The organism is Spirosoma foliorum (assembly GCF_014117325.1).
GTDB classification, from domain to species: Bacteria; Bacteroidota; Bacteroidia; order Cytophagales; family Spirosomataceae; genus Spirosoma; species Spirosoma foliorum.
Genome location: NZ_CP059732.1, coordinates 3,290,149 through 3,312,991, shown reverse-complemented (window position 1 = coordinate 3,312,991; position 22,843 = coordinate 3,290,149). Strand labels below are relative to the sequence as shown.

The following is a 22,843-nucleotide window of genomic DNA, read 5'->3' as shown; positions in this document are numbered from 1 at the left end:
GAATGGCATGTCGATAGTTAATGTCACTCGCTCCATTTTGCATTATCCATTTTACATTATCCATTATTTAACATGCAACAACCAGATTCTCTTAATCAGGTTGCGGAATTTCACCGCACCTTTCATGCTCCTGTATTAGAAACCCCCCAGATTCCTTCGGCTGCCCGTTGCCAGCTTCGGGTGTCTCTGCTGGCCGAAGAACTTGATGAATTGCGAGAAGCTATTGCTGAAGGCGACATTGTGGCGGTAGCCGATGCGCTTTGCGATTTACAATATGTATTATCGGGAGCCGTACTGGAGTTCGGGTTAGGTGATAAATTCAAGACTCTTTTTGATGAAGTACAACGCTCGAACATGAGCAAAGCCTGCCTGACCGTTGCCGAAGCTGAAGCGACTGTGGCGGAGTACCAGGCCAAAGGCTTCCCCTGCCATTTCATAGAGTCAGACGGTAAATACCTGGTGTTCCGAGACGCCGATCATAAGACACTTAAAAGCGTAAATTACTCTCCAGCAGATCTGGCGGGAATTCTGGGATAAATGAAAAACTACACTCATACAGCCGTAGATCGTTTCCTTCGTTACGTACAAATCGACACCCAGTCTGACCCCCAATCAACAGCAAATCCGAGTACTGAAAAGCAGAAAGATCTTAGTCGAGTACTGGTACAAGAGTTGCTCGATATGGGTGTTACAGATGCTGAACTGGATGAGTGGGGCTATGTGTATGCAACCATTCCAGCCAACACAGAGAAGACGGACGTACCAACCATCTGTTTCTGTTCCCATGTCGATACATCGCCCGATGTGACAGGAGCAGGGGTAAAGCCGATGATTCATCATAACTGGGATGGTTCTGATATTGTCTTGCCTGATGACACTTCGCAGATCATTCGAGTTATCGATCATCCTGATTTAGAGCACCAGATAGGTAACGACATCATAACCGCCAGCGGTACTACTTTACTGGGAGCCGACAATAAGGCGGGTGTCGCCGAAATCATGGACGCAGCTAATTATTTGCTGACCCACCCTGAGGTTAAGCATGGCCGTATCCGATTGCTTTTTACGCCCGATGAAGAAGTTGGGCGAGGAACCGAAAAAGTTGACATTCAGAAATTAGGTGCTGATTTTGGTTATACGATCGACGGAGAAGCGTTGGGCACGCTTGAAGATGAAACCTTCTCTGCCGACGGCGTTAAGATCACTATTCAGGGCGTGAGCACCCATCCCGGCTTTGCGAAGGGCAAGCTTGAAAACGCGCTGAAAATCGCTGCCGATTTGCTGGCTGTGCTGCCTAAAAATGCACTATCACCAGAAACGACGGAGGAAAAAGAGGGTTTTGTTCATCCAACCCACATGGAGGGAAATCAGGACCAGGCCGTTTTGGAATTCATAATCCGGGACTTTACCGAAGTTGGTTTACAGGAGAAAGAAACGTACCTGCAAAACCAGCTAAACGATATACTGAAAAACTACCCTGGCTCATCGGCTCAGTTTGTTGTGAAAGAGCAATACCGTAACATGAAAGCTGTACTTGACCAACATCCTGCGGTAGTCGATAATGCTCTTGAAGCCATTCGTCGGTCGGGCCTATCTGCCGAACGTCGGAGTATTCGGGGAGGCACAGATGGATCGCGATTATCGTTTATGGGTTTGCCTTGCCCTAACATTTTCGCGGGTGAACATGCCTTTCATTCCCGACTGGAGTGGGTATCTGTACAGGATATGCAGAAAGCTGTAGAGGTGATTGTAAACGTAGCGCAGGTTTGGGAGGAGCGGAGTTAGTATTACAGTTGATTCCCCGAAATACTATTCTGTACCCTAAAAGCTTTTCAACATGAAATCAAGTGTGGGACAATTTACTGTAGAAACGTGTTACTTTGGATGTAAACCTGCCTGTATATGTCAACTATGGACGCTCTAATATTAAAAAAATACGAGTCTTTACCCGCTGATTTGCGGAGAGAGGTTAGTGATTTTATTGACTTTTTGTGGAGTAAATATCAGAAGAAAGAGGCTGATTCAGAATTGATTGCTGGTAAACGGGCTGGCCTTTTTGGGAACGCCAAAGGAATGATTACTATTCTTCCTGGTTTCGACGATATACCAGAAGGCTTTGAAGAGTATCAATAATGGATTACATACTTGATACACAAGTTTTTATTTGGCATGCAATCGGAGACTCCAGACTGAGTAGGAGAGCCAAGCAACTAATTGAATCGGATGCGGTTTGCTGGATAAGCATTGCCAGCATTTGGGAAATGGCAATCAAATATAAATTAGGAAATCTGGTATTCGCCAAACCGTTTGACGAACTGATTCAGGAGCAAATTACTTTATACGACTACAAAATTTACCCTATTGAACTTCGTCATACATTTCTTCTGAGTCGTTTGGAGCAACATCATAAAGACCCCTTTGATCGATTGATTATTGCCCAATCAATTGTTGATGCTATTCCGGTAGTAAGTGCCGATTCTGCATTTGACCTTTATCCTGTTAATCGAATCTGGTAGTGTTATGGCCGAGAAAAAGCCAAAATTTTATGTTGTCTGGCAGGGTCGAAAGCCGGGTGTTTATGATAGTTGGGACGAAGCTAAAGTTCAGACAGATGGGTTTCCTAAACCCTTGTTCAAATCATTCGACAGTGAGCCAGCCGCCCTTAAAGCCTTCAAAGATAAACCTCATGTTCATATCGGTCAGGGTACTAAACCGGCAGGTAAACAGGGGAAACTAGATGGATTAGTAGGCTTGCCTATTCAGGATAGTTTGGTTGTCGATGCCGCCTGGAATACGGCTACCGGCGATATGGAATATCAGGGTATTTACCTGGCTACCAAGCAAAAACTGTTTTTGAAAGGCCCTTTTGCCGATGGGACCAATAACATCGGTGAGTTTCTAGCTATTGTTCATGCATTGGCGTTGCTTCATCAGAAAAACAGCAATATTCCCGTGTATTCTGATTCGAGAACGGCTATTGGCTGGGTTCAGAAGAAAAAGGCCAACACTAAACTCGAGGAAACATCCCGAAATGCCGAACTCTTCGAACTACTCGACCGGGCCGAAACCTGGCTCAAAACCCATCGATTCGCTAACCCGGTCCTGAAATGGGAAACCACGGTCTGGGGCGAAAATCCGGCAGATTTTGGCAGAAAGTAAGGTGATGTATGATATAGGGTCGGGGCCGCCCGTGCGGTATGATGTATAACTATTAAATGCACCTTCTATCATACATCATACCGCACGGGCGGCCCCGACCCTATATCATACATCACATTGTTTTCCTTTAAGCAATTCACCATTCAGCAGGATCGTACGGCCATGAAGGTCTGTACGGATGCCTGTGTGCTGGGGGCCTATGCTGACGTAGGAGTAGGCGGGCGTGTGTTAGACATCGGTACAGGGACAGGTTTGCTGGCGTTGATGGCTGCACAGCGCAACCCAACAGCGAGTGTAGATGCAGTCGAGGTAGACGATGCCGCTTTTAGTCAGGCTAGTGAGAATGTAGCTGCCAGCCCATTTGCGGAACGGGTGCAGGTGGTGCATACCCGCATTCAAGAATTCCCCCTCACCCCCGGCCCCTCTCCCAGAGCGGGAGAGGGGAGCAGACTTGGAGACAGAACGTCTTCCCTCTCCCAAAACGGGAGAGGGGCCGGGGGTAAGGGAAAACTTTACAACCGAATCCTGACAAACCCCCCATTTTACACTAACCATCTCCGCTCACCCGATGCTGCGGTAACTAGGGCGCTTCATACCGATGAGTTACCTTTTCCGGAACTGCTTGAGGCTGTTGTTCGGTTATTGACGGTAGAGGGGCAGTGGTGGGTACTCTTGCCTCCTTATGAAACAGAAAAGTTAACGGAGTTGGCGAACGAAGTGGGTTTAAAACCGTTTCAACGACTTTTTCTAAAGCACAATGAGAAGAAGCCTGTTTTTCGGGTGATTACGGGTTTTTCGTTTGTAGATGGGCCAATCATTGATGAAACGCTGAGAATTTACGAAACTAATCCGCGAAGTCAGGCTGATGGAAAGGCACCGCCTGCAACCTATACATCAGAATTTCGAGCTTTACTGAGCGATTTTTACCTACTGTTTTAAAATAGTAACTTTGCCGTATCACTAGTTGCTTTCACTATGGAAAAAGGCCAGATTGTGCAGGAGATTCAGCATTATTTTGCCGATAAACCGGTTGAGCGAGCCTGGTTATTTGGGTCGTTTGCAAGGGGTGAACAAGAGGCCGATAGCGACATAGATGTTTTACTCGAGCTTGATTTTTCAGAGCCAATTGGGTTAGAATATATACATTGGTGGATGGATTTAGAAAAAAAACTAAATCGTAAAGTGGACTTAGTTTGTGAAGGTACTTTGTCTAAATACATAATTCCTTTTGTAAATCAGGATAAACAGTTGATTTATGAAAGGTAGATTGCCGAACAAAGCCCGCCTTGAACATATTCTGGATGCCTTAAAAACGATTGACATATTTATTGAGGGGCTAACATTTGATGAGTTTGCCGTAGATATAAAAACTACATTTGCCGTAGTAAAAGCGCTGGAAATTGTTGGAGAGGCCGCTAATCATATCACTGATGAGATTCAGTAATTAGATAACACAGTTGACTGGGGTGCCATAATTGCCCTGCGACATATACTTGTACATGAATATTATGGTATTCGACCCGAAATTCTTTGGCGTATCATTACAAAACACACGGCTGAACTGAAACCTAAAATTCAGGCGTTAATTGATCAATTAACGGAGCCTTAATCCAATGTCAGAATTGCTTCAACTAACCGTTCTGATTCCGCTCTACAACGAAGATGAGTCGCTGCCCGAACTGCACGACTGGATTGTACGAGTCGTAACAGAACAACAGTATACATACGAAATCCTGTTCGTTGACGATGGCAGCACCGACGAGTCGTGGGCTGTAATCGAACGACTGGCACAGGCTAATTCGGCGGTGCGTGGTATTCGGTTTAATCGGAACTACGGTAAGACAGCGGGTTTGCAAACGGGTTTTCAGGCGGCTCGTGGTCAGGTAGTCATTACGATGGATGCCGATCTACAGGACAGCCCCGATGAAATACCGGAATTGTACCGGATGATTACCGAAGAGAAATTCGATCTGGTGTCAGGATGGAAGCAGAAACGCTACGATCCTATCACGAAAACGCTGCCGACTAAACTGTTTAATTCGGTTTCGCGCTGGATTTCCGGGGTGCAGCTTCATGATTTCAACTGCGGCCTAAAAGCATATCGGCAGAAAGTTGTTAAAACCATAGCACCAACACTCTATGGCGATATGCACCGCAATCTGCCGATTGTAGCCAACTGGAACGGGTTTGGTAAAATTGGCGAGAAAATAGTTCAGCACCGGGCGCGCAAATACGGTACTACTAAATTTGGCCTCGAACGCTTTGTCAATGGTTTTCTGGATGTACTCGTTATCGCGTTTGTCCAGAAGTTCAGTAAGCGGCCCATGCACTTTTTCGGTACGTTCGGTACCTTGTCGTTTTTCGTAGGCACCGTGCTGGCCATCTGGCTGATCGTTGAAAAGCTGATTAATATTGCGCAGGGTGTTAAATTTCGAAACGCTACCGACAATCCCCTGTTTTATTTCGGCTTAGTTGCGATAATTTTGGGCGTTCAGTTGTTCCTGGCGGGTTTTCTGGGCGAAATGCTGGTTCGACAGTCGCTGGGTAAATCGGGCGATTTGCAGATTGCCGAGCGAGTTGGGTTTTCAGAACAGAAAGTGACTATATAATTGAATACACGTATTAATAAATAACAACCTCCATAGTAAAAAGCAATGAAGAGTAATTTTAAAGCGCATCCTTGGCATGGTATCCCAATTGGCGAATTAGCGCCCAAACAAGTGACTGTCTTTGTTGAGATTGTACCGACCGATACCGTTAAGTACGAAATCGATAAAGCAACAGGCTACCTTAAAATTGACCGACCTCAGCAATATTCCAACGTATTACCTGCGCTTTACGGCTTTATTCCCCAAACATTTTGTGGTGATCAGATAGCGAAACTGGCAACCGAAAAATCGGGTCGAACAGTTGAAATGGGCGATGGTGACCCGCTGGATATCTGTGTGTTAACCGAACGCGAAATTACCCACGGTGACCTTATTCTTCAGGCTATCCCCATTGGTGGATTCCGTCTTATCGATAAAGGAGAGGCCGACGATAAAATTATCGCCGTTTTGAAAGGCGATGCCATGTATGGTCAGTATACCGAGCTGGGTCAATTGCCCGAAGCAGTTGTAAAACGGTTACGTCACTACTTCCTGACGTATAAAAATCTGCCCGAAGAACCAGCCGTTATGGAGCTGGCGAATATCTACGGACAAGCCGAAGCCTGGGAGGTTATTCAAACATCTATCAACGATTATAAGTTGATGTAATAAAGGGACCATTCGTCCGCTGTTTTACGCTTTCAACACTTTTATAGCCTGGGAATTTACTTCCGGGCTATATTTGTAATAACCTGTTAACAAGGGTCTCACATTTATTTTAATACATGCGACAGTTTCTTAAATATGTTCTGGCTACCATTATCGGTCTGATACTGTTTTCGTTTGTTGGCTTTCTGATTCTTATTGGCTTTGCGGCTGCCTTGTCGTCGTCCAGCGATCAGAAAACGGATGTAAAAGCGAATTCAGTACTGAAAATAGATTTAGATAAACCCATTGAAGAGCGGAGTAGCGAGAACCCCTTTGAGGGTTTTGGGCCTATTATGGGTACGGGCGATGCGCTTGGCTTGGTCGAGTTGAAGAAAACCCTGAAGAATGCCAAAGAGGATGATAACATTAGCGGTATCTACCTCCAGACCGAAGACCCACAGGCTGGCTGGGCTACTGTTGAAGAAGTTCGTAATGCCCTTATCGACTTCAAACAGTCAAAGAAATTTATATATGCCTATTCTGAGGGCATGAGCGAGAAAGGGTACTACATCGCATCGGTTGCCGATAAAATTTACCTGAATCCGGCTGGCGAACTGGAATGGAATGGTCTCAATGCCGAACTGTCCTTCTTTAAAGGCACGTTGGATAAGTTGGGCTTAAAGCCCGAGATTTTCCGGGTAGGCGAGTTTAAAAGCGCCGTTGAACCGTTCATTCGGGAGAATATGAGTGAACCAAACAAGCGTCAGGTGACCTCATTCCTGAACTCGATCAACGACCATATGCTGGTTCGGGTAGCGCAAAGCCGTAACCTTCGGGTCGATTCGCTGAAACGCTATGCCGACAATCTGACGATTCAGAAACCCGAAGATGCACTCCGTACCAAACTAATTACGAACGTGGGCTATCAGGACGAACTGGAAGCTGTGATTCGGAAGCAAGTCGGCATCAATGAGAAAAAGAAAATCAATTACATTTCGCTGAGTAAATACGAAAAATCTGATACTCAGGATGAAGAAGGATCTGGCTCGAATCGGATTGCCGTCATTATCGCTTCGGGCGATATTCATTCGGGTAAAAGTGGAGACAATAGCATTGGTTCTGAAACCATCGTTGAGGAATTACGGAAGGCTCGTTTAGACGATAAAGTGAAAGCCATTGTGCTTCGAGTAAACTCAGGTGGAGGCAGCGCGTTGGCGTCGGACGTAATGTATCGTGAGGTTGAATTGGCTAAGAAAGCTAAACCCGTTATTGGCTCAATGTCCGATTATGCGGCTTCGGGAGGCTATTACATGCTCATGGGCTGCAACAAAATTGTTGCTCAACCCAACACCATTACTGGGTCTATTGGGGTATTTTCGCTGCTCTTCAACACGGAAACCTTCTTTAAAGACAAGCTCGGTGTTACGTACGATCGCGTAAAAACCAACGAAAACGCTGATTTTCCAACGGGTACCCACGAGATGACACCGTTCCAGAAGCAAACTATGCAACGGTCGACCGAGCGGATTTATGCACAATTCACGGGTAAAGCCGCGGCAGGCCGCAAATTGCCAGTGGATAGCATCCGGGCTATTGCGGGTGGCCGTGTCTGGACGGGTAGCCAGGGCAAAGCTATTGGTTTGGTTGACAAAATAGGTGGTCTGGACGATGCCATTGAATTAGCTGCGCAATCGGCTAAGCTGAAAGAAGGCGATTATAAATTACGTTACCAGCCTCGTAAGAAACCATTCTTCGAGCAGGTGATGAATTCGTTTGGGGGTGACGAAGAAAGCCGGATTCAGGCCCAACTTGGCGAACTGGCACCTTATGTAAAGTATCTGAAAAAACTTAAAACCCTGGAAGGTATTCAAATGCGAATGCCTTTTGAGATTACGATTCATTAGGTTAAAGTTTGGTTTACGTAATCCAGACCTATAAGGTTTTTAAAACCTTATAGGTCTTTTTTTTTATCTTCGCTACGTAATACTGTTTACATGCAAACGCTTCCCATTCATCTTGACCTATTTGCACTCATCATTTTCCTTGGTGTTGCACAGGGTCTGTTCCTGGGTATTTTCTTCCTGACAGGAGAGCGGGGGAAGAACATCTCCAACCGGTGTCATGGGCTATTTATGTTGGTTTTATCCGCAATCAGTGGAGAAATATTTTTAAACTATACCAACTATACATTTCGGCTATTATGGACGGTCGATTTTTCTGAGCCATTCAATTTCTTACTGGGACCACTGTTCTATTTTTTCGTTTTCAGTCGACTTTGGCAGCGATTGCCCCGGCGTTGGGGTTGGCATTTAGTGCCGTTTGGTATCTGGCTTATTAATTCGGCAACCTGGTTTTACCAGCCCATTGAATTTAAATACAACTCCTATATCCATTCACAGCACCCTGAATTACCGTTTATAAAACAGCATCTTTATTGGGAGGAGGATGTCACTGAACTACGCCATCTTATTAGCGAGATGACGCTTGTTAGCTGTTTTATCTATGCTATTCTGGCGTTACTGGCTATCCGGAAAGCGAGTCGGCAAGGCGCGTCATTACGCTCTTCAACCAAATTAAAATCCCTTCGTTTACCGAGTTGGTTGTTTGCCTTAGTGCCCTTTCTGATTGCTCTGGTTAAGCCGCAGTTTGTTCGTGATGTTGGCGACTACTTGCTGGCAACATACATCGCGATCACGATTTACACGAACAGTTTTTTAGTGATGAGTCGGTCCGATTTCTTACGAGACGAACCGATTGCAGAACCAAAAATTAGTGAACCAGATTCAACGGTCGAACCCAAAAAGAAATACGAAAAATCGGCCTTATCGGAAGAGGTTGAAGACGCTGTTCTGACAAAACTTGCCCGATTGATTGAATCCGAAAAACCCTACCTCGATAGCGACGTATCGTTACCCAAACTTGCCAGTCGGTTAAACACCAGCCCACACCACCTGTCGCAATTACTGAATGATCGGTTAGGGCAAAACTTCTTCGACTGGCTGGCGACTTACCGGATTGCCGAAGCGCAACGATTGCTGACGGATACCACAACGGCCCATTTGAAAATCGATGAGATTGCCGAGCGTGTTGGCTACAATTCGCCTTCAGCTTTCCATACCGCTTTTAAGCGGCTAACCAACCTGACCCCCGCACAGTACCGAACAAAGGGACTGAAACAGGGAGCTTAATGTCAGAACGAAGTTCGTCCCGGTCGGCACGAACTTCGTTATTGCCGGGAAATAGGTCGTTTGGGGCTTTGTGAAGGCACTTTTGCAGCATAAACTAAATCTGCAAAAACTATGCAGCCGACACTGCTTCAACGAACCACTGATCCAGTGCTTCCAACACTTAACCCGCGCCGATACGATCTTGACTGGCTCCGCATCATTGCCATTCTCATCCTGTTATTTTACCATACGGGCATGATCTATGTGTCCTGGGGCTGGCATATTAACAGCGACGAACATAGTCGGCCAATGGAACTGCTGATGCGGTGGCTTCACCAATGGCGGATGCCCCTGCTCTTCTTAATCTCCGGAGCCGGAACATTTTTTGCCTTACGAAAACGGTCATTTAGTCTATACGCTGGCGAACGTATTCGGCGACTTTTTATTCCGCTTGTATTTGGGATGTTCGTTATTGTGCCGCCCCAGATATATATCGAGTGGTTGTTTCGTGGTCGGTTTTCGGGGAGTTACAGCGAGTTTTACCCAGAGGTGTTTAAATTTCAGCCTTATCAAGATGGGGGAACGGGTGGGGCTTTTAGCTGGCACCATCTATGGTTTGTTACGTATTTATTTCTGTTCTCGTTGCTAAGTATTCCTGTATTTAGCTGGTTGAAATCCGCCAGTGGGCAACGATTCACGACTGGTTTTGGTCGCCTGATTGCGTTACCTGGTGGTGCATTCTGGATCATGGCTGTCAGTATCCTGGCTAGCCAGTATGCGCTCCGTCCGTATTTCCCGGACGAGACCCATGCCCTACTAAATGACTGGGCCTATTTTGCCGAAAACCTGTTGCTGTTCTGGTTTGGATATTTGCTGGTGAGTCGACAGGAGTTCTGGGCAATCCTTACTGAACAACGCCATATTTTCCTGGTCGCAACACTTGTCTTTACGGTCGTTATGTACGGGATGAATTACTGGTTTACGTTCGATGAGATTGATACAGTCTTCTGGCTCGACTTCACATACTTTACGAACCGGCAATGCCTGATGGTGGCTTCGGTGCTGGCGACAGTAGCGTATGGGTATCGCTACTTAAACATCAGTAAGCCAATTTTACCGAGGCTGAACGAAGCTGTTTATCCGTTTTATATTCTCCATCAGACTGTAATTGTTCTCATTGGCTATGCGGTTTTAAAAAGAACGAATCTGGGTGTTTACGATGGATTTCTGGTGGTAAGCCTTTCCACATTAGTTGCCTGTATTGTTGTGTATCTGCTGGTAATCAGGCCGTTTAAGCTAACGCGAGTGCTGTTCGGCCTCAAAGCAAAGTAAGACTACTCTAAATCTTCTGACATGAAAAATCAGCTTATTCACCTGATCATACTTAGTCTTCTGTCTGTTGCCGTCTGTGCTCAGCCAGTACAAAAACAACCTGCCAATTCAGTCGAATGGCCTGCTTACGGGAACGATGCAGGTGGCATGCGGTTTTCACCACTGACGCAAATCAATCCGGGCAATGTGAAGCAATTAACCGTAGCCTGGACGTTCCGAACGGGCGAGTTAGAGCATTACAAAGGGACCTCTGCCGAAGAAAAAGCCGCTTTCGAAGCCACGCCCATTATGGTTGACGGAACGCTTTTCTTTAGTACGCCCACCTCGCGGGTTTTTGCGGTTGATGCAGCTACTGGGCAAAAGAAATGGGACTACAATCCTGACGTGTACCTGCGCCAGGATTTATCCGAATTGACGTCGCGCGGTGTTTCTGTCTGGCCTGCCCCAAACGATAAGCAAGTAACGGGCGGAACCTCAAAACGTATTTTTGTAGCCACGATTGATGGACGGCTGATCGCGCTGGACGCCCTTACCGGTAAACCCATAGCCACGTTCGGCAAAGCGGGTAGTGTGGATTTACGGGCGGGAGTGGGCAACATTAGCGTTACGTCGCCACCCGCGATTATCGGGAATACTGTTGTGGTAGGCTCGTCGATGGGCGATAATCAGCGGTTCAATTATGATCGGGGTGTCGTACGGGCGTATGATGCCGTAACAGGTGCTTTACGCTGGAGTTGGGACCCAATTCCCCGCCTAAAAGGAGAAGCTGGTTTCGAGACCTGGAAAGGCCCTAATGCTAATCAAACCGGCGCTGCGAATGCCTGGTCCATTATTTCTGCCGATGCTGAGCGAGATCTGGTGTTTATTCCAACGACTAGCCCGAGCCCTGATTATTATGGAGGTGAGCGCCTGGGAAAAAATCTTTATGCCAGTTCCATTGTGGCGATTCGGGCCTCGACGGGCAAAGTCGTCTGGAGTTTTCAGACGGTTCACCACGATTTATGGGATTACGACAATGCGTCGCAGCCGTTGCTTTTTCCCTTTACCCTCAATGGTAAAACGGTGCCAGCGGTGGCCGCCGGTACAAAAATGGGCTTTGTCTTTATCCTGAATCGGGAGACAGGAGTACCCTTGTTACTAGTCGAGGAGCGCCCCGTTCCAAAATCGACTATTCCGGGTGAAGAAGCGTTTCCGACGCAGCCCTTCCCGACAATGCTACCTGCATTGGGCTTACAAAAAGTAGAAGCCTGGGGCATGACCCCTGCCGATAAAGCTATTGCTCAAAAACGAATTGATGGGCTTTTGTATCAAGGCATCTATACGCCACCTTCATTACAGGGCAGCCTGATGACACCGGGTAACGTGGGAGGTATCCATTGGGGAGGTATGTGTTATGACCCCACATCGGGTTTGTTGATCACCAATGTGAACCGGATGGCGGCTGTTATTCGACTACTGGAACGGGAAAAGTTGGCCGAATCGGTAAAAAATGATCAGGATTTACTTCGGGCCGAAACCGGAATGCAGTCGGGGACACCCTATGTATTAAAACGTAGCTATATGTTCACTCGAGATGAACGAGGCATTCAAATGCAAACGCCACCGCCCTGGGGAACATTAGCGGCTATCAACCTCAAAAAGGGAACGCTGGAATGGGAAGTACCTTTAGGCTATATGATGGATATCAATAAATACCCAGAAGCTAAGCAATGGGGTTCGTTAAACTTCGGAGGAGCCATTGCCACAGCGGGCGGACTTGTCTTCGTAGCGGCCAGTTTAGATGGCCACTTACGTGCCTTTAAAACACAGGATGGTAGCCTGCAATGGGAAGTTCCTCTGCCGGCAAGCGGACAGGCGACTCCTATGACCTATCAGGTGAATGGACAACAATACGTGGTGATAGCCGCCGGAGGGCATGGTAAGTTAGGAACCAAGCTGGGAGATTACCTGGTAGGGTATCGATTGCCCTGATGGTAGAGTGAGGAGAGCTGTTTCAGTGGGTTATGGTAGGATAATTGCGTTGATTTAATTTTTCCAGCAAACGATACTGCTCTGGTCCATTTCCCGGATTAGGCAGCATAGCAAGTTCGTTCAATAAATCATCTTGACCTGATAGCATCTCCTTCAATTTATCCTGTGTTATTCTGAAAACTCCACCTGTTTGCATATCCAGGGCTATACAGTCTTTATCGGTATACGTAGCCACAAGGCCTATTAGGCCAAATGATGCGCCGGAAATTATACTTGAGCTAATATAATTGTCAATCCAGAGTAAATAACGCCCCATACTTTTCACTTTAACAAACTGTCGGGCTGAGCTTCCACTCTGGTAACGTTTACTGATAAAGAGATTTTTGCCATCACTGAAGCCAAAGAAACTGTTTTTAGACCGAGAGCCAGTAGACTTTCTCAAGTCAGCGAAGCCGTTTTTTTCCTCAACTACTAACTTGCCAATCAATGATGGGCGATTTTGTCTTAGATCACTAAAGTTCTGGTAAACACCTGGCCTAAGCTGCTTGCAACGGAGTAAGTTGTCTTCATTGCTTTTTGTGCTATCATAGATAGCTGGTGCAAGATTCAGATCTCTAGCTGCATTAGCGGCTTCTAACGCTAAATCGCTGTAAACGGCTGGCTCAGTAGTCGGATTTGCCAAAAACTTGTTGAATTTAAGGAAGGCTATGGCTATACCTTGCTTGAGTACTTCGGCGATGGTTTTACTGCTGTTCTCAACAATGAGATCGACATTGTAAACCGGCTCCATTTGTTGTGTAGTACTCACAGAAGGAGACTTGTTTGTTATCTGTGAGCTATTGATATACTTCGAGAAGGTAAGGGCGAGATCAAAATGGGTAGTCTGTGGTGTGCCACTAACCGTAAATTCATGAATTGTGAGTGCATAAGAGGGTAGTTTGTTGTCGACATTCGGTAAGGAGTTAATTATAAAATTGGTCAGTGTAGACTGAAAGCCACTTTTAAGTTGGATTTCAGCCGTTTTTCCTGATGCATATTGCCAGGCTCCAATACGATTTAGGGTGTCTAGTCGGGCATCAATTACAGAATCGATGGCAAACAGACGACCGGGCGTATTCATGGACAAGTCTGGTTGAAATAATAATCGGATAACAGCGGATTTCTGAGCAACTGCTAATTCGCTAGTAATCAAGAAGAACGTAAATAGGGTATAGAGGGGTTTCATCTAAACTAGTTTTGGTTAACGTTTTATGGTTGTGGATGTACGTTTCTGAATTCGACGGTAACGGTATTGTTTATTTTAAGCGCACAACTAATTCTAAAAGTATAAATTGGAACTATGAGAATTATGCATCAAATGGTAACTTATATGTACTACTAAAGAGGTTATAGGAAATAAATTACTTTTAATAGAACAGAGATCATACAAAAATTAGAGAAGCTTATACGAAGACGTATCAGTTGTAGGATTTCAAAACGACAGGAATCTCACACATATTCAAAATTTTCCATTGAGAACTAATCAGGTAGTGTAGGATTCCTCTTCTTATTTGCACCGAAGCACTTCACTGGCTATTTTTGACCCTTTTACTAGCTTACTTAATTTACCCAGCGCTATGCTTCGTACCGATTGGACCCGTGCTGAAATAGCCGAGATTTATAATTCACCCGTACTGGATTTGATGTATCGGGCTGCTACCGTTCATCGTCAGCACCATGATCCGCAAGAAGTGCAGGTCTGTACTTTGCTATCGGTCAAGACGGGCGGCTGTCCCGAAGATTGTGCTTATTGCCCACAGGCAGCGCGCTACCATACCGCCGTGAAAGTTCACAAACTGATGGAAGTGAGCGAGGTGTTAACAGCCGCACAACGGGCCAAAGATACGGGCAGTACACGTTTCTGTATGGGAGCTGCCTGGCGCGAAGTGCGCGACAATAGTGATTTCGATAAAGTGCTCGACATGGTGCAGGGTGTCAACGAAATGGGCCTTGAGGTTTGCTGCACGCTAGGTATGCTTACCGAAAGCCAGGCGCAAAAACTGAAAGATGCAGGCCTATATGCCTATAACCACAATCTCGATACCAGCGAAGAGTTTTACGGCGACATCATCAGCACACGCACCTACGATGATCGCCTAGATACGCTTGGTCATGCCCGCAAAGCAGGTATTTCAGTCTGCTCGGGAGGTATTATCGGGATGGGCGAATCCGACCAGGATCGTATCGGTATGCTGCATACGTTGGCTACGTTACCCCAACACCCTGAGTCAGTTCCGGTGAACGCGTTGGTGCCTGTAGAAGGTACACCGTTAGAAGATCAGCCACGCGTATCGGTTTGGGAAATGATTCGGATGATTGCTACGGCGCGTATCATTATGCCGAAAGCCATGGTTCGCTTATCGGCCGGACGAGTTCGTATGAATACCGAAGAGCAGGCTTTATGCTTTCTGGCGGGTGCCAACTCGATCTTTGCCGGAGACAAGCTCCTGACAACCCCAAACCCTGATGGCGACGCCGATCAGGAGTTATTCCAGACGCTGAATATTCGTCCGCGTAAAGCATTCAAAGATGCTTCCCAACCAGCGGTTGTATTTGAGCAGGTACCTGTGTAATCTAGATCTTTATACATGTATCTGTTTTTTGTCATTCCGACATCAGGAGGAATCTCGAGCTTGACTTATGAGGAACTTTGACCGGGCCGCCGGAGCGGATTCCTCCTGACGTCGAAATGACAAAAATAGTCTAGTATTTTCTGTAAAAGGATAAGTTTAAACAGACATGCGTACATAAAAAAGAGCCGCTTAGTAATCTAAGCGGCTCTTTTTATGAAATTATATATGCCTATTACAAGCGACGAACGTATTCGTTATCGGCGATTTTTTCAATGAGCACTTCGGCTAAGCTTTGCGCCTGTTCTTTTTTCGCTTCAGCTTTACCTTTTGTTTCAACGGTCACATTGATGATGTGATTGTTGTAGAGAACGTGTAGCGCGCCAGTTGTTGCATCCCAAACGGCTTTATCACCAACATTTGGAACCGCTTCGTAATGACCCGTGCTAGCGGCATGCTCTGTATGCGTAGCAGCAGCGGTTACACCGCCATGTTGTGGCTGGTGATCATCGGTCGAATGAGATTCGGTAGCTTCTTCATCGGTAACGATGGCTTCAGGGCTAGTGCCTTCTGAGCTACTGACAGTTGCAGTTTCAGGAACTTCAGCGACCGGAGCAGGAGCGGCAGCTGGTTTATTCTGATACATCTTGTCGAAAAGATATTCAGCCTGATTTATAGACGGATAAGGTTTCGATCCACCAAAGGAAACAAGAACTTTATTCCCTTCCCAGGTGAATTCGCAGCCGTTGTGTCCGTGGCCTTCTTCTAATTCTGTTTTTTCGCCTAAATTAAAGGTGCTGCGGACATACTCTTCGCCTAAAATGTTGCAGGGTTCGTCGTACCCAAAATCGACAGATAGCGTGTTGACGCCTGCCACTTTTTTGGCCAGAATAGGGCTGGCATCCATTTGGCTAGCTGGATCAGAAGTGTCAGAACCAGGGTTACTGCAGGCTAAACAAAGTACGGGAAAGGCCAGTAGTAGCGATTTGATTTTCATGGTCTATTTGGAGAAAAGCCAAAATTAGCGTTTTCTTAAATACCATTTTAGTCAGCCGGATGTTTTTACATGATCAGAAAATCGACAAGCCTACTCGTTAATTGACCAATATTCTTATTTCTAGACGATTAAATCGACGTTTTTAATTTGAAAAACAGATTTTTGGGTTTTGTAAAAGACTGTTAGTGAAGGACTTTCTAGTACCTTTTATCGTCAGTCAGTAATTAACCACCGATAGCCTATTAGCGATACAACTGAGAAAAAATATTCATTGACGGTTCGGCATGAATAGATGATCAGAATAGAAAAAGGTACACCCAATCGCTTCTTTCTATATCCGTATCGGGTTTCGTTATGTAGTTTTGCGGCAGAATAAACCGCATCCATGTCCGAGATCGAAACCATTCCCCTTGCTTCTGGTCGAAAAGTCTATTTCGCTTCTGATTTTCATTTAGGAACTCCCTCGCATCAACAAAGCCGCGACCGGGAGCGGATTATTGTTAACTGGCTCGATACCATCCGAGCCGATGCCGATGTGATATTTCTGGTCGGGGATGTATTCGATTTCTGGTTTGAATACAAAAAAAGCATTCCCAAAGGATTCATCCGCCTGCAGGGCAAACTCGCTGAACTCACCGATGCCGGTATCCGTATTGTGCTTTTTACGGGTAACCATGATATGTGGATGAACGATTACTTTACGCAGGAAATGGGAATTCCTATCTATCGGGAGCCACGTCGCTATAACATTGGCGAAAAACGATTTTTCATAGGCCACGGCGATGGGCTAGGGCCGGGTGACTATGTCTATAAACGTCTCAAAACGGTTTTTGAAAGCGGTTTAGCTCGCCAACTATTTCGTTGGGTACACCCCGATTTGGGTATTGGTCTAGCTCATGCCTGGTCGCGCCGAAGCCGGATCAGCAACCAGAAGAAAGGGGAGGAGCATTTTCTGGGCGAAGAGCGGGAATGGCTTTGGCTATACTCAAAAGAAGTAGAAACCAAAACGCACCACGATTTTTACATTTTTGGTCACCGGCATCTACCACTAGATTTAGCCGTAACATCTAACAGCCGCTATATCAATCTCGGCGAATGGGTTTCCGCTAAAACCTATGGAGTTTTTGATGGAGCGGATATCCAGCTCAAAATATGGGAACCTAATTCAGCCAGCTAAAGGAAAGCAATGCTGAATTAGTTGGTTTCATTCAGAATATCTTTTCGGGATACGTTTTCGCGAGGAGCCTTGTTGATTTCGCTTCGCCACTCTTTAGTCTTTAGGTCGCCACGCTTAACGGAGCGAATGAAATTAGCCCAGGCAAACGGGTTAGTAAAAGCGAATGTAGGCGTAGCACTGCGGCCAATAATAGACTCTCGTCCGAAGAACTGTTGATTCACGAAATTCTGGTGGTTAGCCAGTGCTCCCATTGGCATTGTGGCTGCCTGACGCATAATAACCGTCGGGTCCATGTTTTTGGCCAGATTCTCCCGCTCTTTCTCGTCGGGGAGTTTCAGGTTCACAAAGGCCTCTTTAAATAGCTCTTCCGTAGCATATGGATAAACCTTTACCTCTGCCAGCGTTTTAACATCTTCCTGCAACGCTACTACGGCCGAATACGTAAGGTCTGTTATCCGACGGGGAATAATGTGATATTGAGTCCGGAAACCGACATAGCTGAAAATAACACTATCGCCTGGAAACACAGGTAACGCAAAGTAGCCATTGGGGGCTGCTAAAACGCCTTTGCCCGCTTTTGGAATGTAAATGTAGGCACCTGGCAAAGCATCATTGGTTTTACCTCCGGTGATAAAACCTGTAAACGTTATCTGTCGTTCCTGCCCTTGCGCCTGTACGGTCGTAAAGAGTCCCGCTAAGGCAGACAACACCAGAATAAAAACCAATAACGTCAATGACTTCTTCATAGACCTACAATCTAAACTACAACGTAAACTAGTAAAAGGCAGTATAAGGTTTCGGCTACCCGAATTTTAAGAAAGATTAGTACGGATACCCTGTCAAATTTAAGCATTATGACTGGAAATTGCCCCAACTAAAATTTGATTTAAGGTTATTTAAGACCCTGTAATCGAATTTTAACGGATCAATTTCGGATAGGTACGGACTGGGAGTCGGCAGTAAAAGATTATCTAATTGCCTGTAAAAGTTGAGCTTATGCCTGGTTTACGCGAACAATTTGAGGAAGGTGATAATAAATGGTGCGGCAAGTAACAGCCCATCAAATCGATCTAAAAATCCACCGTGCCCCGGAATGCTGCTGCCTGAGTCCTTAATCGCGATGCTACGTTTAAATAATGACTCTACCAGATCGCCGTAGGTGCCGGTGACGACAATAATACCGCCAACGCAATACCATTGCCAGGGTTTGAGCTCGGGCGCCCAGAAGGTTAACCCAAGGGCTATCAGGCCAGCTGCTGCTGCACCACCAATACTACCTTCCCAGGATTTCTTGGGAGAAACCCGCTCAAATAGTTTACGTCGGCCGAATTTAGTTCCGGCAAAATAGGCTCCGATATCACTGGCCCAGAGTAACAGTAAGCAGCCCGTAATAATAGCCGGATGGTAGGTGCCGCCCTGCAAGGCTAAAATGATTAAAAGGGCAAACGGCATGGCCACATAGATAATCCCAAGAAACGTGAAGCCGATATTGGTAAAAGGCTTCATGTCGCGCTTCTTATAGAGCTTGATCAGGAAAATCATGGAGGAAGCCGGACAAATCAGAAAATAATTACCCGTGCCAATTTGATCGGTTTCAACAAAATAAGCCAGAATGCAAATCATGCAGCCTACAACGGTGCCGTAGGCTGTAAGCGGTTCAAATCCATCGAGGCCGAGCAGACGGTAAAATTCGCGCTGGGTGAGTGCACTGACTACGCAAAAGAGTAGCGCAAACGTCCAGGCATCATACCAGATCATAAACAGAATAAACGGAACACCTGCCACAGCCGCAATAACTCGTTGTTGCAGGTTCGATAAGTTAGCTAAACGTTGCTTCATTTTCCAGGATTACTTTGGCCAGAACAGCGTCTTTAGCCAGCACATGAACCTCGCTCTTTCCCCAGCCAATACTAGGATAACTACTACTTTGTTTATTAATGACTACTGCCGGAATGTCGTGTTCGAGCAATAAAGCCTTTGCCAGTTCGGCCCGGTGAGGTAGCGGGCTTGTATAGATTGATTCCCAGGTTTCGGTCATGGTATTGTAAAGAGAAATCGTACTGGCCGACCAGTTTCTACGTCTGCTCTGAATTTATCTGCTTAAAATAATATAAGAGGCCCGTCGTAACCAGTAAGGCAACCAATGAACCCAGAATTGGTACGGTCTCTGTGCTTTCAATATCCATGGTAGTCATTTCCTTCTGGTGTAAATAGACCATCACAACAGTAAAACCATTGTTGACGAAATGGGCTAAAATAGATACCCAAAGATTGCCTGACCACAGATATAAATAGCCAAATAAGGCACCAAGTAACATTCGGGGAAAAAAGCCCAGAAATTGTACGTGAATAGCACTGAATAAGGCAGCTGCCAGCCAAATTCCCAGATGGGCATTGCCTGTCCAGCGGATGAGATTACGTTGTAAAATACCCCGGAATAGCGTTTCTTCGCCAAGGGCCGGAATAACCGCAATGACAAGAATTGCAATCAGCAATTGGCCGACTGTTTTAAACGAAGTAAGGTACTTTGTCAGTCCTGATAGCTTTTGTTCCTGATCGCGCATCCATTGCTCAATGGGCGCCAGGGTTTGGGGTAGGTGGAGATTCTGGTTCCATTCGATAATCAACCCATCGAATGGCATAAACGCAATGACGATAAGGACGACGATACTAAATCCAGCTACTGCCGAAACGGGCCGAGGGTTAAACTGATCCCACGTTCGTCGTTCAATCGCATACCAATACAATAAAGAGGGGAGGAAAAACGTACCGAGGTGGTTAACGGCCTGAAGCAACATTAACTCATACCAGTTGGCGGGTGTGCCGGTTGGGTTAATGGCTAGTTCTTTCAGGTAACCCTGCGTTTCTGTAAAGTCCATTCCTTTACTCAGTGCCAGAATACCAAGCAAAAGATAAGTGCTGACAACACCTCCGATTAGGATAAAACCGACAAGCATAGTCAGCCCACCAATGGTAGGTGGCCGTGAATTGGAGGCTTCTTGAAAGTGGAGTGGTTGCATAATTTCGGTAAATATACGCAATACGAGTTACGAAGAATGTTTTTCGCTTGAGTTGCTTCGCAGATCAACGGAACCAAACTGCCGGGCAAATCGTAACTTGTACATCCTTTGCGGGTAGTTTTAATTACTGCTCAATTAATTAAACGAAAATAGAGCTGGGTTTGGGAACCCATTGAAACAAAAATGGTCAATATTGGTACGATACAACTTCCGGATTTTCCACTGCTACTGGCACCGATGGAGGACGTTAGTGATCCACCGTTTCGGGCAGTATGCAAAGCCAACGGAGCCGATCTGATGTACACCGAATTTATTTCGTCGGAGGGGTTGATTCGTGATGCCGCCAAGAGTGTTCAGAAACTGGATATTTTTGAGTATGAGCGTCCTATCGGCATTCAACTTTTCGGTTCGGATGTAGAAACCATGGGCGAATGCGCTCATATTGCCACGCGAGCCAATCCCGATCTGATCGATATTAATTACGGTTGTCCTGTTAAGAATGTAGCTTGCCGGGGCGCTGGAGCCGCTTTGTTGCAGGATATTCCTAAAATGGTTCGGATGACCGAATCTGTTGTAAAAGCCACCCACTTGCCCGTGACAGTGAAGACCCGACTGGGTTGGGATGAGAGCACGAAGAATATTGGTGAAGTCGCAGAACGTTTGCAAGACATCGGGATAAAGGCGTTAACGATTCACGGACGTACGCGCGTACAGATGTATAAAGGTGAAGCCGATTGGACGCTTATTGGTCGTATTAAAGAAAATCCACGGATTCAAATTCCCATATTTGGTAATGGTGATATTGACTCGCCTGAAAAAGCGCTGGAGTATAAAAACCGTTATGGGGTAGATGGGGTAATGATTGGTCGGGCCAGTATTGGGCATCCCTGGATTTTTAACGAAATCAAACACTTTGTTAAAACAGGCCAGCATTTGTCTCCACCTACCATTTCTGACCGGGTAGCGGTATGCCGTCAGCATCTTGATTTTTCGATTCGCTGGAAAGGAGAAATTGTAGGACTCTTTGAGATGCGTCGACATTATGCCAATTATTTCAAAGGACTACCCGATTTCAAACCTTATCGGATGCGCTTAGTGACCACCGATTCGTATAGTGGCGTAAGTGCTATTCTGGATGAAATAGCTGAAACCTACGACATTGCGCTGATTGCTTAATTTTCATGTTGGGGTCGACTGAATTACAGGACTAGCCGGATTTTCGCATAAAAAACTATCTTGCAGTTTCTGTAATTCTACCTCAACAATGACTGCTGAAGAACCTGTCGTAATTCCTCAGAAACGACCACTATTAGCCTGGATACTGCTTTGTGCGCTCGCGTTGGTCTGGGGCAGTTCATTTATTCTAATCAAACGTAGTCTGGTTTCCTTTCCGCCAGAGCAGGTTGGGGCTGGGCGATTAGTCTTTGCACTTTTCTTCTTTACGCCTTTTCTGGCGAGGCAAAGCCGTCAGGCCGATGTTCGTGTGGCCGTTCGACACCGCTGGGTAGCCTTGCTGGCATCGGCTGTAATTGGGTTTGTTGTCCCGGCCTTTCTATTTGCCGAGGCAGGTGCGCATCTCAACAGCTCGTTAGCCGGTGCCTTAAATTCACTAAGTCCATTATTTACGCTGATTCTTGGTGGGGTATTTTTCGGGCAATCGCTCAAGATTCGGCAAGCTGCTGGTATTTTACTTGGTTTGGCGGGCTCGTTACTCTTGGTATTTTTTAGTGCAACGGGTTCATTTCAACTAAATAAATATGCGCTTTTGGTTGTACTGGCCACAATTTGTTATGGTCTGAATACAAACCTGATTGGGCGCTACTTGAGCCACCTTCCTGCACTCATATCGACCGCTTGGCTGTTTGCTTTTGCGGGTCCAATCGCCCTACTCACGCTTATGCCGACCGATTTTTTGAGCCGGGTTATTACGCATGAAAATAACTGGTCATTGGGGGCATTGGTTACCCTTGGCGTATTTGGCTCGGGCTTAATGTCGATCTTTTTTAATCGGATTATGCAACTGGCCTCGCCTTTATTTGCTGCTTCGGTCACATATCTAATTCCCATTGTTGCCTTGATGTGGGGTGTTTTAGATGGCGAAACCATCTATCTGGTGCAATTTGCCGGAATGGGCGTATGTTTAGCTGGAATCTGGCTGGTAAATAAATCGTAGTT

Annotated in this window: 23 protein-coding genes and 1 pseudogene; 18 read left to right on the top strand and 6 right to left on the bottom strand. The window is 46.0% G+C overall.

Annotated features, from left to right (window positions below):
• The first annotated feature begins 72 nt into the window (after positions 1–72).
• The 14 genes and pseudogenes from H3H32_RS13845 (at position 73) to H3H32_RS13775 (ending at position 12,865) form a co-directional block, all read left to right on the top strand.
• Positions 73–537: a pyrophosphohydrolase domain-containing protein gene (locus H3H32_RS13845; RefSeq protein WP_182463267.1), complete on the top strand. Its 465-nt coding sequence runs from the start codon at positions 73–75 to the stop codon at positions 535–537.
• Positions 538–1,785: a peptidase T gene (gene pepT, locus H3H32_RS13840; RefSeq protein WP_182463266.1), complete on the top strand. Its 1,248-nt coding sequence runs from the start codon at positions 538–540 to the stop codon at positions 1,783–1,785.
• Positions 1,786–1,911: 126 nt separating this feature from the next.
• On the top strand, positions 1,912–2,133 hold the full coding sequence (locus H3H32_RS13835; RefSeq protein WP_182463265.1) for a DUF2281 domain-containing protein: 222 nt from the start codon (positions 1,912–1,914) through the stop codon (positions 2,131–2,133).
• Entirely contained in the window at positions 2,133–2,516 is a 384-nt protein-coding gene (locus H3H32_RS13830) for a type II toxin-antitoxin system VapC family toxin (RefSeq protein ID WP_182463264.1), read from the top strand. Before H3H32_RS13835 ends, H3H32_RS13830 begins: the two co-directional genes overlap by 1 nt.
• Positions 2,517–2,520: 4 nt before the next feature.
• Entirely contained in the window at positions 2,521–3,159 is a 639-nt protein-coding gene (locus tag H3H32_RS13825) for a ribonuclease H1 domain-containing protein (RefSeq protein ID WP_182463263.1), read from the top strand.
• 117 nt (positions 3,160–3,276) lie between these two features.
• The gene (locus tag H3H32_RS13820) at positions 3,277–4,098 is read left to right on the top strand and encodes a tRNA1(Val) (adenine(37)-N6)-methyltransferase (RefSeq protein WP_182463262.1); all 822 of its coding nucleotides are present in this window, start codon (positions 3,277–3,279) and stop codon (positions 4,096–4,098) included.
• 36 nt (positions 4,099–4,134) lie between these two features.
• Entirely contained in the window at positions 4,135–4,425 is a 291-nt protein-coding gene (locus H3H32_RS13815) for a nucleotidyltransferase family protein (protein ID WP_182463261.1), read from the top strand.
• Positions 4,415–4,768 (top strand): annotated as a pseudogene (locus H3H32_RS37500) (HepT-like ribonuclease domain-containing protein). The gene H3H32_RS13815 and the pseudogene H3H32_RS37500 overlap by 11 nt, the downstream one beginning before the upstream one ends.
• 4 nt (positions 4,769–4,772) lie before the next feature.
• A complete protein-coding gene (locus tag H3H32_RS13800; protein WP_182463259.1) occupies positions 4,773–5,768 on the top strand; it encodes a glycosyltransferase family 2 protein in 996 nt (331 codons plus the stop codon).
• 45 nt (positions 5,769–5,813) lie between these two features.
• Positions 5,814–6,416, top strand: a complete 603-nt coding sequence (locus H3H32_RS13795; protein WP_182463258.1) for an inorganic pyrophosphatase — start codon at positions 5,814–5,816, stop codon at positions 6,414–6,416.
• 116 nt (positions 6,417–6,532) lie between these two features.
• The gene (gene sppA / locus H3H32_RS13790; RefSeq protein WP_182463257.1) at positions 6,533–8,299 is read left to right on the top strand and encodes a signal peptide peptidase SppA; all 1,767 of its coding nucleotides are present in this window, start codon (positions 6,533–6,535) and stop codon (positions 8,297–8,299) included.
• A gap of 90 nt (positions 8,300–8,389) precedes the next feature.
• On the top strand, positions 8,390–9,583 hold the full coding sequence (locus H3H32_RS13785; protein WP_182463256.1) for an AraC family transcriptional regulator: 1,194 nt from the start codon (positions 8,390–8,392) through the stop codon (positions 9,581–9,583).
• 111 nt (positions 9,584–9,694) lie between these two features.
• Positions 9,695–10,894: an acyltransferase family protein gene (locus H3H32_RS13780; protein WP_182463255.1), complete on the top strand. Its 1,200-nt coding sequence runs from the start codon at positions 9,695–9,697 to the stop codon at positions 10,892–10,894.
• 21 nt (positions 10,895–10,915) lie between these two features.
• Complete coding sequence (locus tag H3H32_RS13775) at positions 10,916–12,865, top strand: pyrroloquinoline quinone-dependent dehydrogenase (RefSeq protein ID WP_182463254.1); 1,950 nt, start codon at positions 10,916–10,918, stop codon at positions 12,863–12,865.
• A gap of 22 nt (positions 12,866–12,887) precedes the next feature.
• On the opposite strand, the gene H3H32_RS13770 is transcribed toward H3H32_RS13775, so the two are convergent.
• Positions 12,888–14,090 carry a DUF6563 family protein gene (locus H3H32_RS13770; RefSeq protein ID WP_182463253.1) on the bottom strand — a complete coding sequence of 401 codons (1,203 nt, stop codon included), beginning with the start codon at positions 14,088–14,090 and terminating at the stop codon, positions 12,888–12,890.
• Between the two features lie 391 nt (positions 14,091–14,481).
• Between H3H32_RS13770 and bioB the strand changes: the two genes are divergently transcribed.
• Complete coding sequence (gene bioB / locus H3H32_RS13765; RefSeq protein WP_182463252.1) at positions 14,482–15,477, top strand: biotin synthase BioB; 996 nt, start codon at positions 14,482–14,484, stop codon at positions 15,475–15,477.
• A 232-nt stretch (positions 15,478–15,709) separates the two neighbouring features.
• Here bioB and H3H32_RS13760 read toward each other — a convergent pair whose 3' ends face one another.
• Positions 15,710–16,471, bottom strand: a complete 762-nt coding sequence (locus H3H32_RS13760; RefSeq protein ID WP_182463251.1) for a hypothetical protein — start codon at positions 16,469–16,471, stop codon at positions 15,710–15,712.
• Between the two features lie 385 nt (positions 16,472–16,856).
• Here H3H32_RS13760 and H3H32_RS13755 point away from each other — a divergent pair, with 385 nt between their 5' ends.
• On the top strand, positions 16,857–17,648 hold the full coding sequence (locus H3H32_RS13755; protein WP_182463250.1) for a UDP-2,3-diacylglucosamine diphosphatase: 792 nt from the start codon (positions 16,857–16,859) through the stop codon (positions 17,646–17,648).
• Positions 17,649–17,665: 17 nt separating this feature from the next.
• Here the strand turns inward: H3H32_RS13755 and H3H32_RS13750 are convergent, their stop codons facing one another.
• From H3H32_RS13750 to H3H32_RS13735, 4 genes are all read right to left on the bottom strand, one after another.
• On the bottom strand, positions 17,666–18,394 hold the full coding sequence (locus H3H32_RS13750; protein ID WP_182463249.1) for a carboxypeptidase-like regulatory domain-containing protein: 729 nt from the start codon (positions 18,392–18,394) through the stop codon (positions 17,666–17,668).
• Between the two features lie 259 nt (positions 18,395–18,653).
• Positions 18,654–19,487 (bottom strand): phosphatidate cytidylyltransferase, encoded by an 834-nt coding sequence (locus H3H32_RS13745; protein WP_182463248.1) that lies wholly within the window; start codon positions 19,485–19,487, stop codon positions 18,654–18,656.
• Positions 19,468–19,686 (bottom strand): putative signal transducing protein, encoded by a 219-nt coding sequence (locus H3H32_RS13740; protein WP_182463247.1) that lies wholly within the window; start codon positions 19,684–19,686, stop codon positions 19,468–19,470. Before H3H32_RS13740 ends, H3H32_RS13745 begins: the two co-directional genes overlap by 20 nt.
• 37 nt (positions 19,687–19,723) lie before the next feature.
• Positions 19,724–20,605, bottom strand: a complete 882-nt coding sequence (locus tag H3H32_RS13735; protein WP_182464333.1) for a CPBP family intramembrane glutamic endopeptidase — start codon at positions 20,603–20,605, stop codon at positions 19,724–19,726.
• A 246-nt stretch (positions 20,606–20,851) separates the two neighbouring features.
• Here H3H32_RS13735 and dusB point away from each other — a divergent pair, with 246 nt between their 5' ends.
• Positions 20,852–21,844 (top strand): tRNA dihydrouridine synthase DusB, encoded by a 993-nt coding sequence (dusB, locus tag H3H32_RS13730; RefSeq protein WP_182463246.1) that lies wholly within the window; start codon positions 20,852–20,854, stop codon positions 21,842–21,844.
• An 88-nt stretch (positions 21,845–21,932) separates the two neighbouring features.
• The gene (locus tag H3H32_RS13725; protein WP_182463245.1) at positions 21,933–22,841 is read left to right on the top strand and encodes a DMT family transporter; all 909 of its coding nucleotides are present in this window, start codon (positions 21,933–21,935) and stop codon (positions 22,839–22,841) included.
• Positions 22,842–22,843 lie beyond the last annotated feature (2 nt).

Excerpts from the sequence above, each read along its gene's own strand:
- H3H32_RS13775 (WP_182463254.1), top strand. The coding sequence starts at position 10,916 with ATGAAAAATCAGCTTATTCACCTGATCATACTTAGTCTTCTGTCTGTT.
- H3H32_RS13815 (WP_182463261.1), top strand. The coding sequence starts at position 4,135 with ATGGAAAAAGGCCAGATTGTGCAGGAGATTCAGCATTATTTTGCCGAT.
- H3H32_RS13830 (WP_182463264.1), top strand. The coding sequence starts at position 2,133 with ATGGATTACATACTTGATACACAAGTTTTTATTTGGCATGCAATCGGA.
- H3H32_RS13780 (WP_182463255.1), top strand. The coding sequence starts at position 9,695 with ATGCAGCCGACACTGCTTCAACGAACCACTGATCCAGTGCTTCCAACA.
- dusB (WP_182463246.1), top strand. The coding sequence starts at position 20,852 with ATGGTCAATATTGGTACGATACAACTTCCGGATTTTCCACTGCTACTG.
- H3H32_RS13745 (WP_182463248.1), bottom strand. The coding sequence starts at position 19,487 with ATGAAGCAACGTTTAGCTAACTTATCGAACCTGCAACAACGAGTTATT.
- H3H32_RS13725 (WP_182463245.1), top strand. The coding sequence starts at position 21,933 with ATGACTGCTGAAGAACCTGTCGTAATTCCTCAGAAACGACCACTATTA.
- H3H32_RS13760 (WP_182463251.1), bottom strand. The coding sequence starts at position 16,471 with ATGAAAATCAAATCGCTACTACTGGCCTTTCCCGTACTTTGTTTAGCC.
- H3H32_RS13740 (WP_182463247.1), bottom strand. The coding sequence starts at position 19,686 with ATGACCGAAACCTGGGAATCAATCTATACAAGCCCGCTACCTCACCGG.
- pepT (WP_182463266.1), top strand. The coding sequence starts at position 538 with ATGAAAAACTACACTCATACAGCCGTAGATCGTTTCCTTCGTTACGTA.
- sppA (WP_182463257.1), top strand. The coding sequence starts at position 6,533 with ATGCGACAGTTTCTTAAATATGTTCTGGCTACCATTATCGGTCTGATA.
- H3H32_RS13825 (WP_182463263.1), top strand. The coding sequence starts at position 2,521 with ATGGCCGAGAAAAAGCCAAAATTTTATGTTGTCTGGCAGGGTCGAAAG.
- H3H32_RS13795 (WP_182463258.1), top strand. The coding sequence starts at position 5,814 with ATGAAGAGTAATTTTAAAGCGCATCCTTGGCATGGTATCCCAATTGGC.
- H3H32_RS13835 (WP_182463265.1), top strand. The coding sequence starts at position 1,912 with ATGGACGCTCTAATATTAAAAAAATACGAGTCTTTACCCGCTGATTTG.
- H3H32_RS13755 (WP_182463250.1), top strand. The coding sequence starts at position 16,857 with ATGTCCGAGATCGAAACCATTCCCCTTGCTTCTGGTCGAAAAGTCTAT.
- H3H32_RS13750 (WP_182463249.1), bottom strand. The coding sequence starts at position 18,394 with ATGAAGAAGTCATTGACGTTATTGGTTTTTATTCTGGTGTTGTCTGCC.
- H3H32_RS13770 (WP_182463253.1), bottom strand. The coding sequence starts at position 14,090 with ATGAAACCCCTCTATACCCTATTTACGTTCTTCTTGATTACTAGCGAA.
- H3H32_RS13735 (WP_182464333.1), bottom strand. The coding sequence starts at position 20,605 with ATGCTTGTCGGTTTTATCCTAATCGGAGGTGTTGTCAGCACTTATCTT.
- H3H32_RS13800 (WP_182463259.1), top strand. The coding sequence starts at position 4,773 with ATGTCAGAATTGCTTCAACTAACCGTTCTGATTCCGCTCTACAACGAA.
- bioB (WP_182463252.1), top strand. The coding sequence starts at position 14,482 with ATGCTTCGTACCGATTGGACCCGTGCTGAAATAGCCGAGATTTATAAT.
- H3H32_RS13785 (WP_182463256.1), top strand. The coding sequence starts at position 8,390 with ATGCAAACGCTTCCCATTCATCTTGACCTATTTGCACTCATCATTTTC.
- H3H32_RS13845 (WP_182463267.1), top strand. The coding sequence starts at position 73 with ATGCAACAACCAGATTCTCTTAATCAGGTTGCGGAATTTCACCGCACC.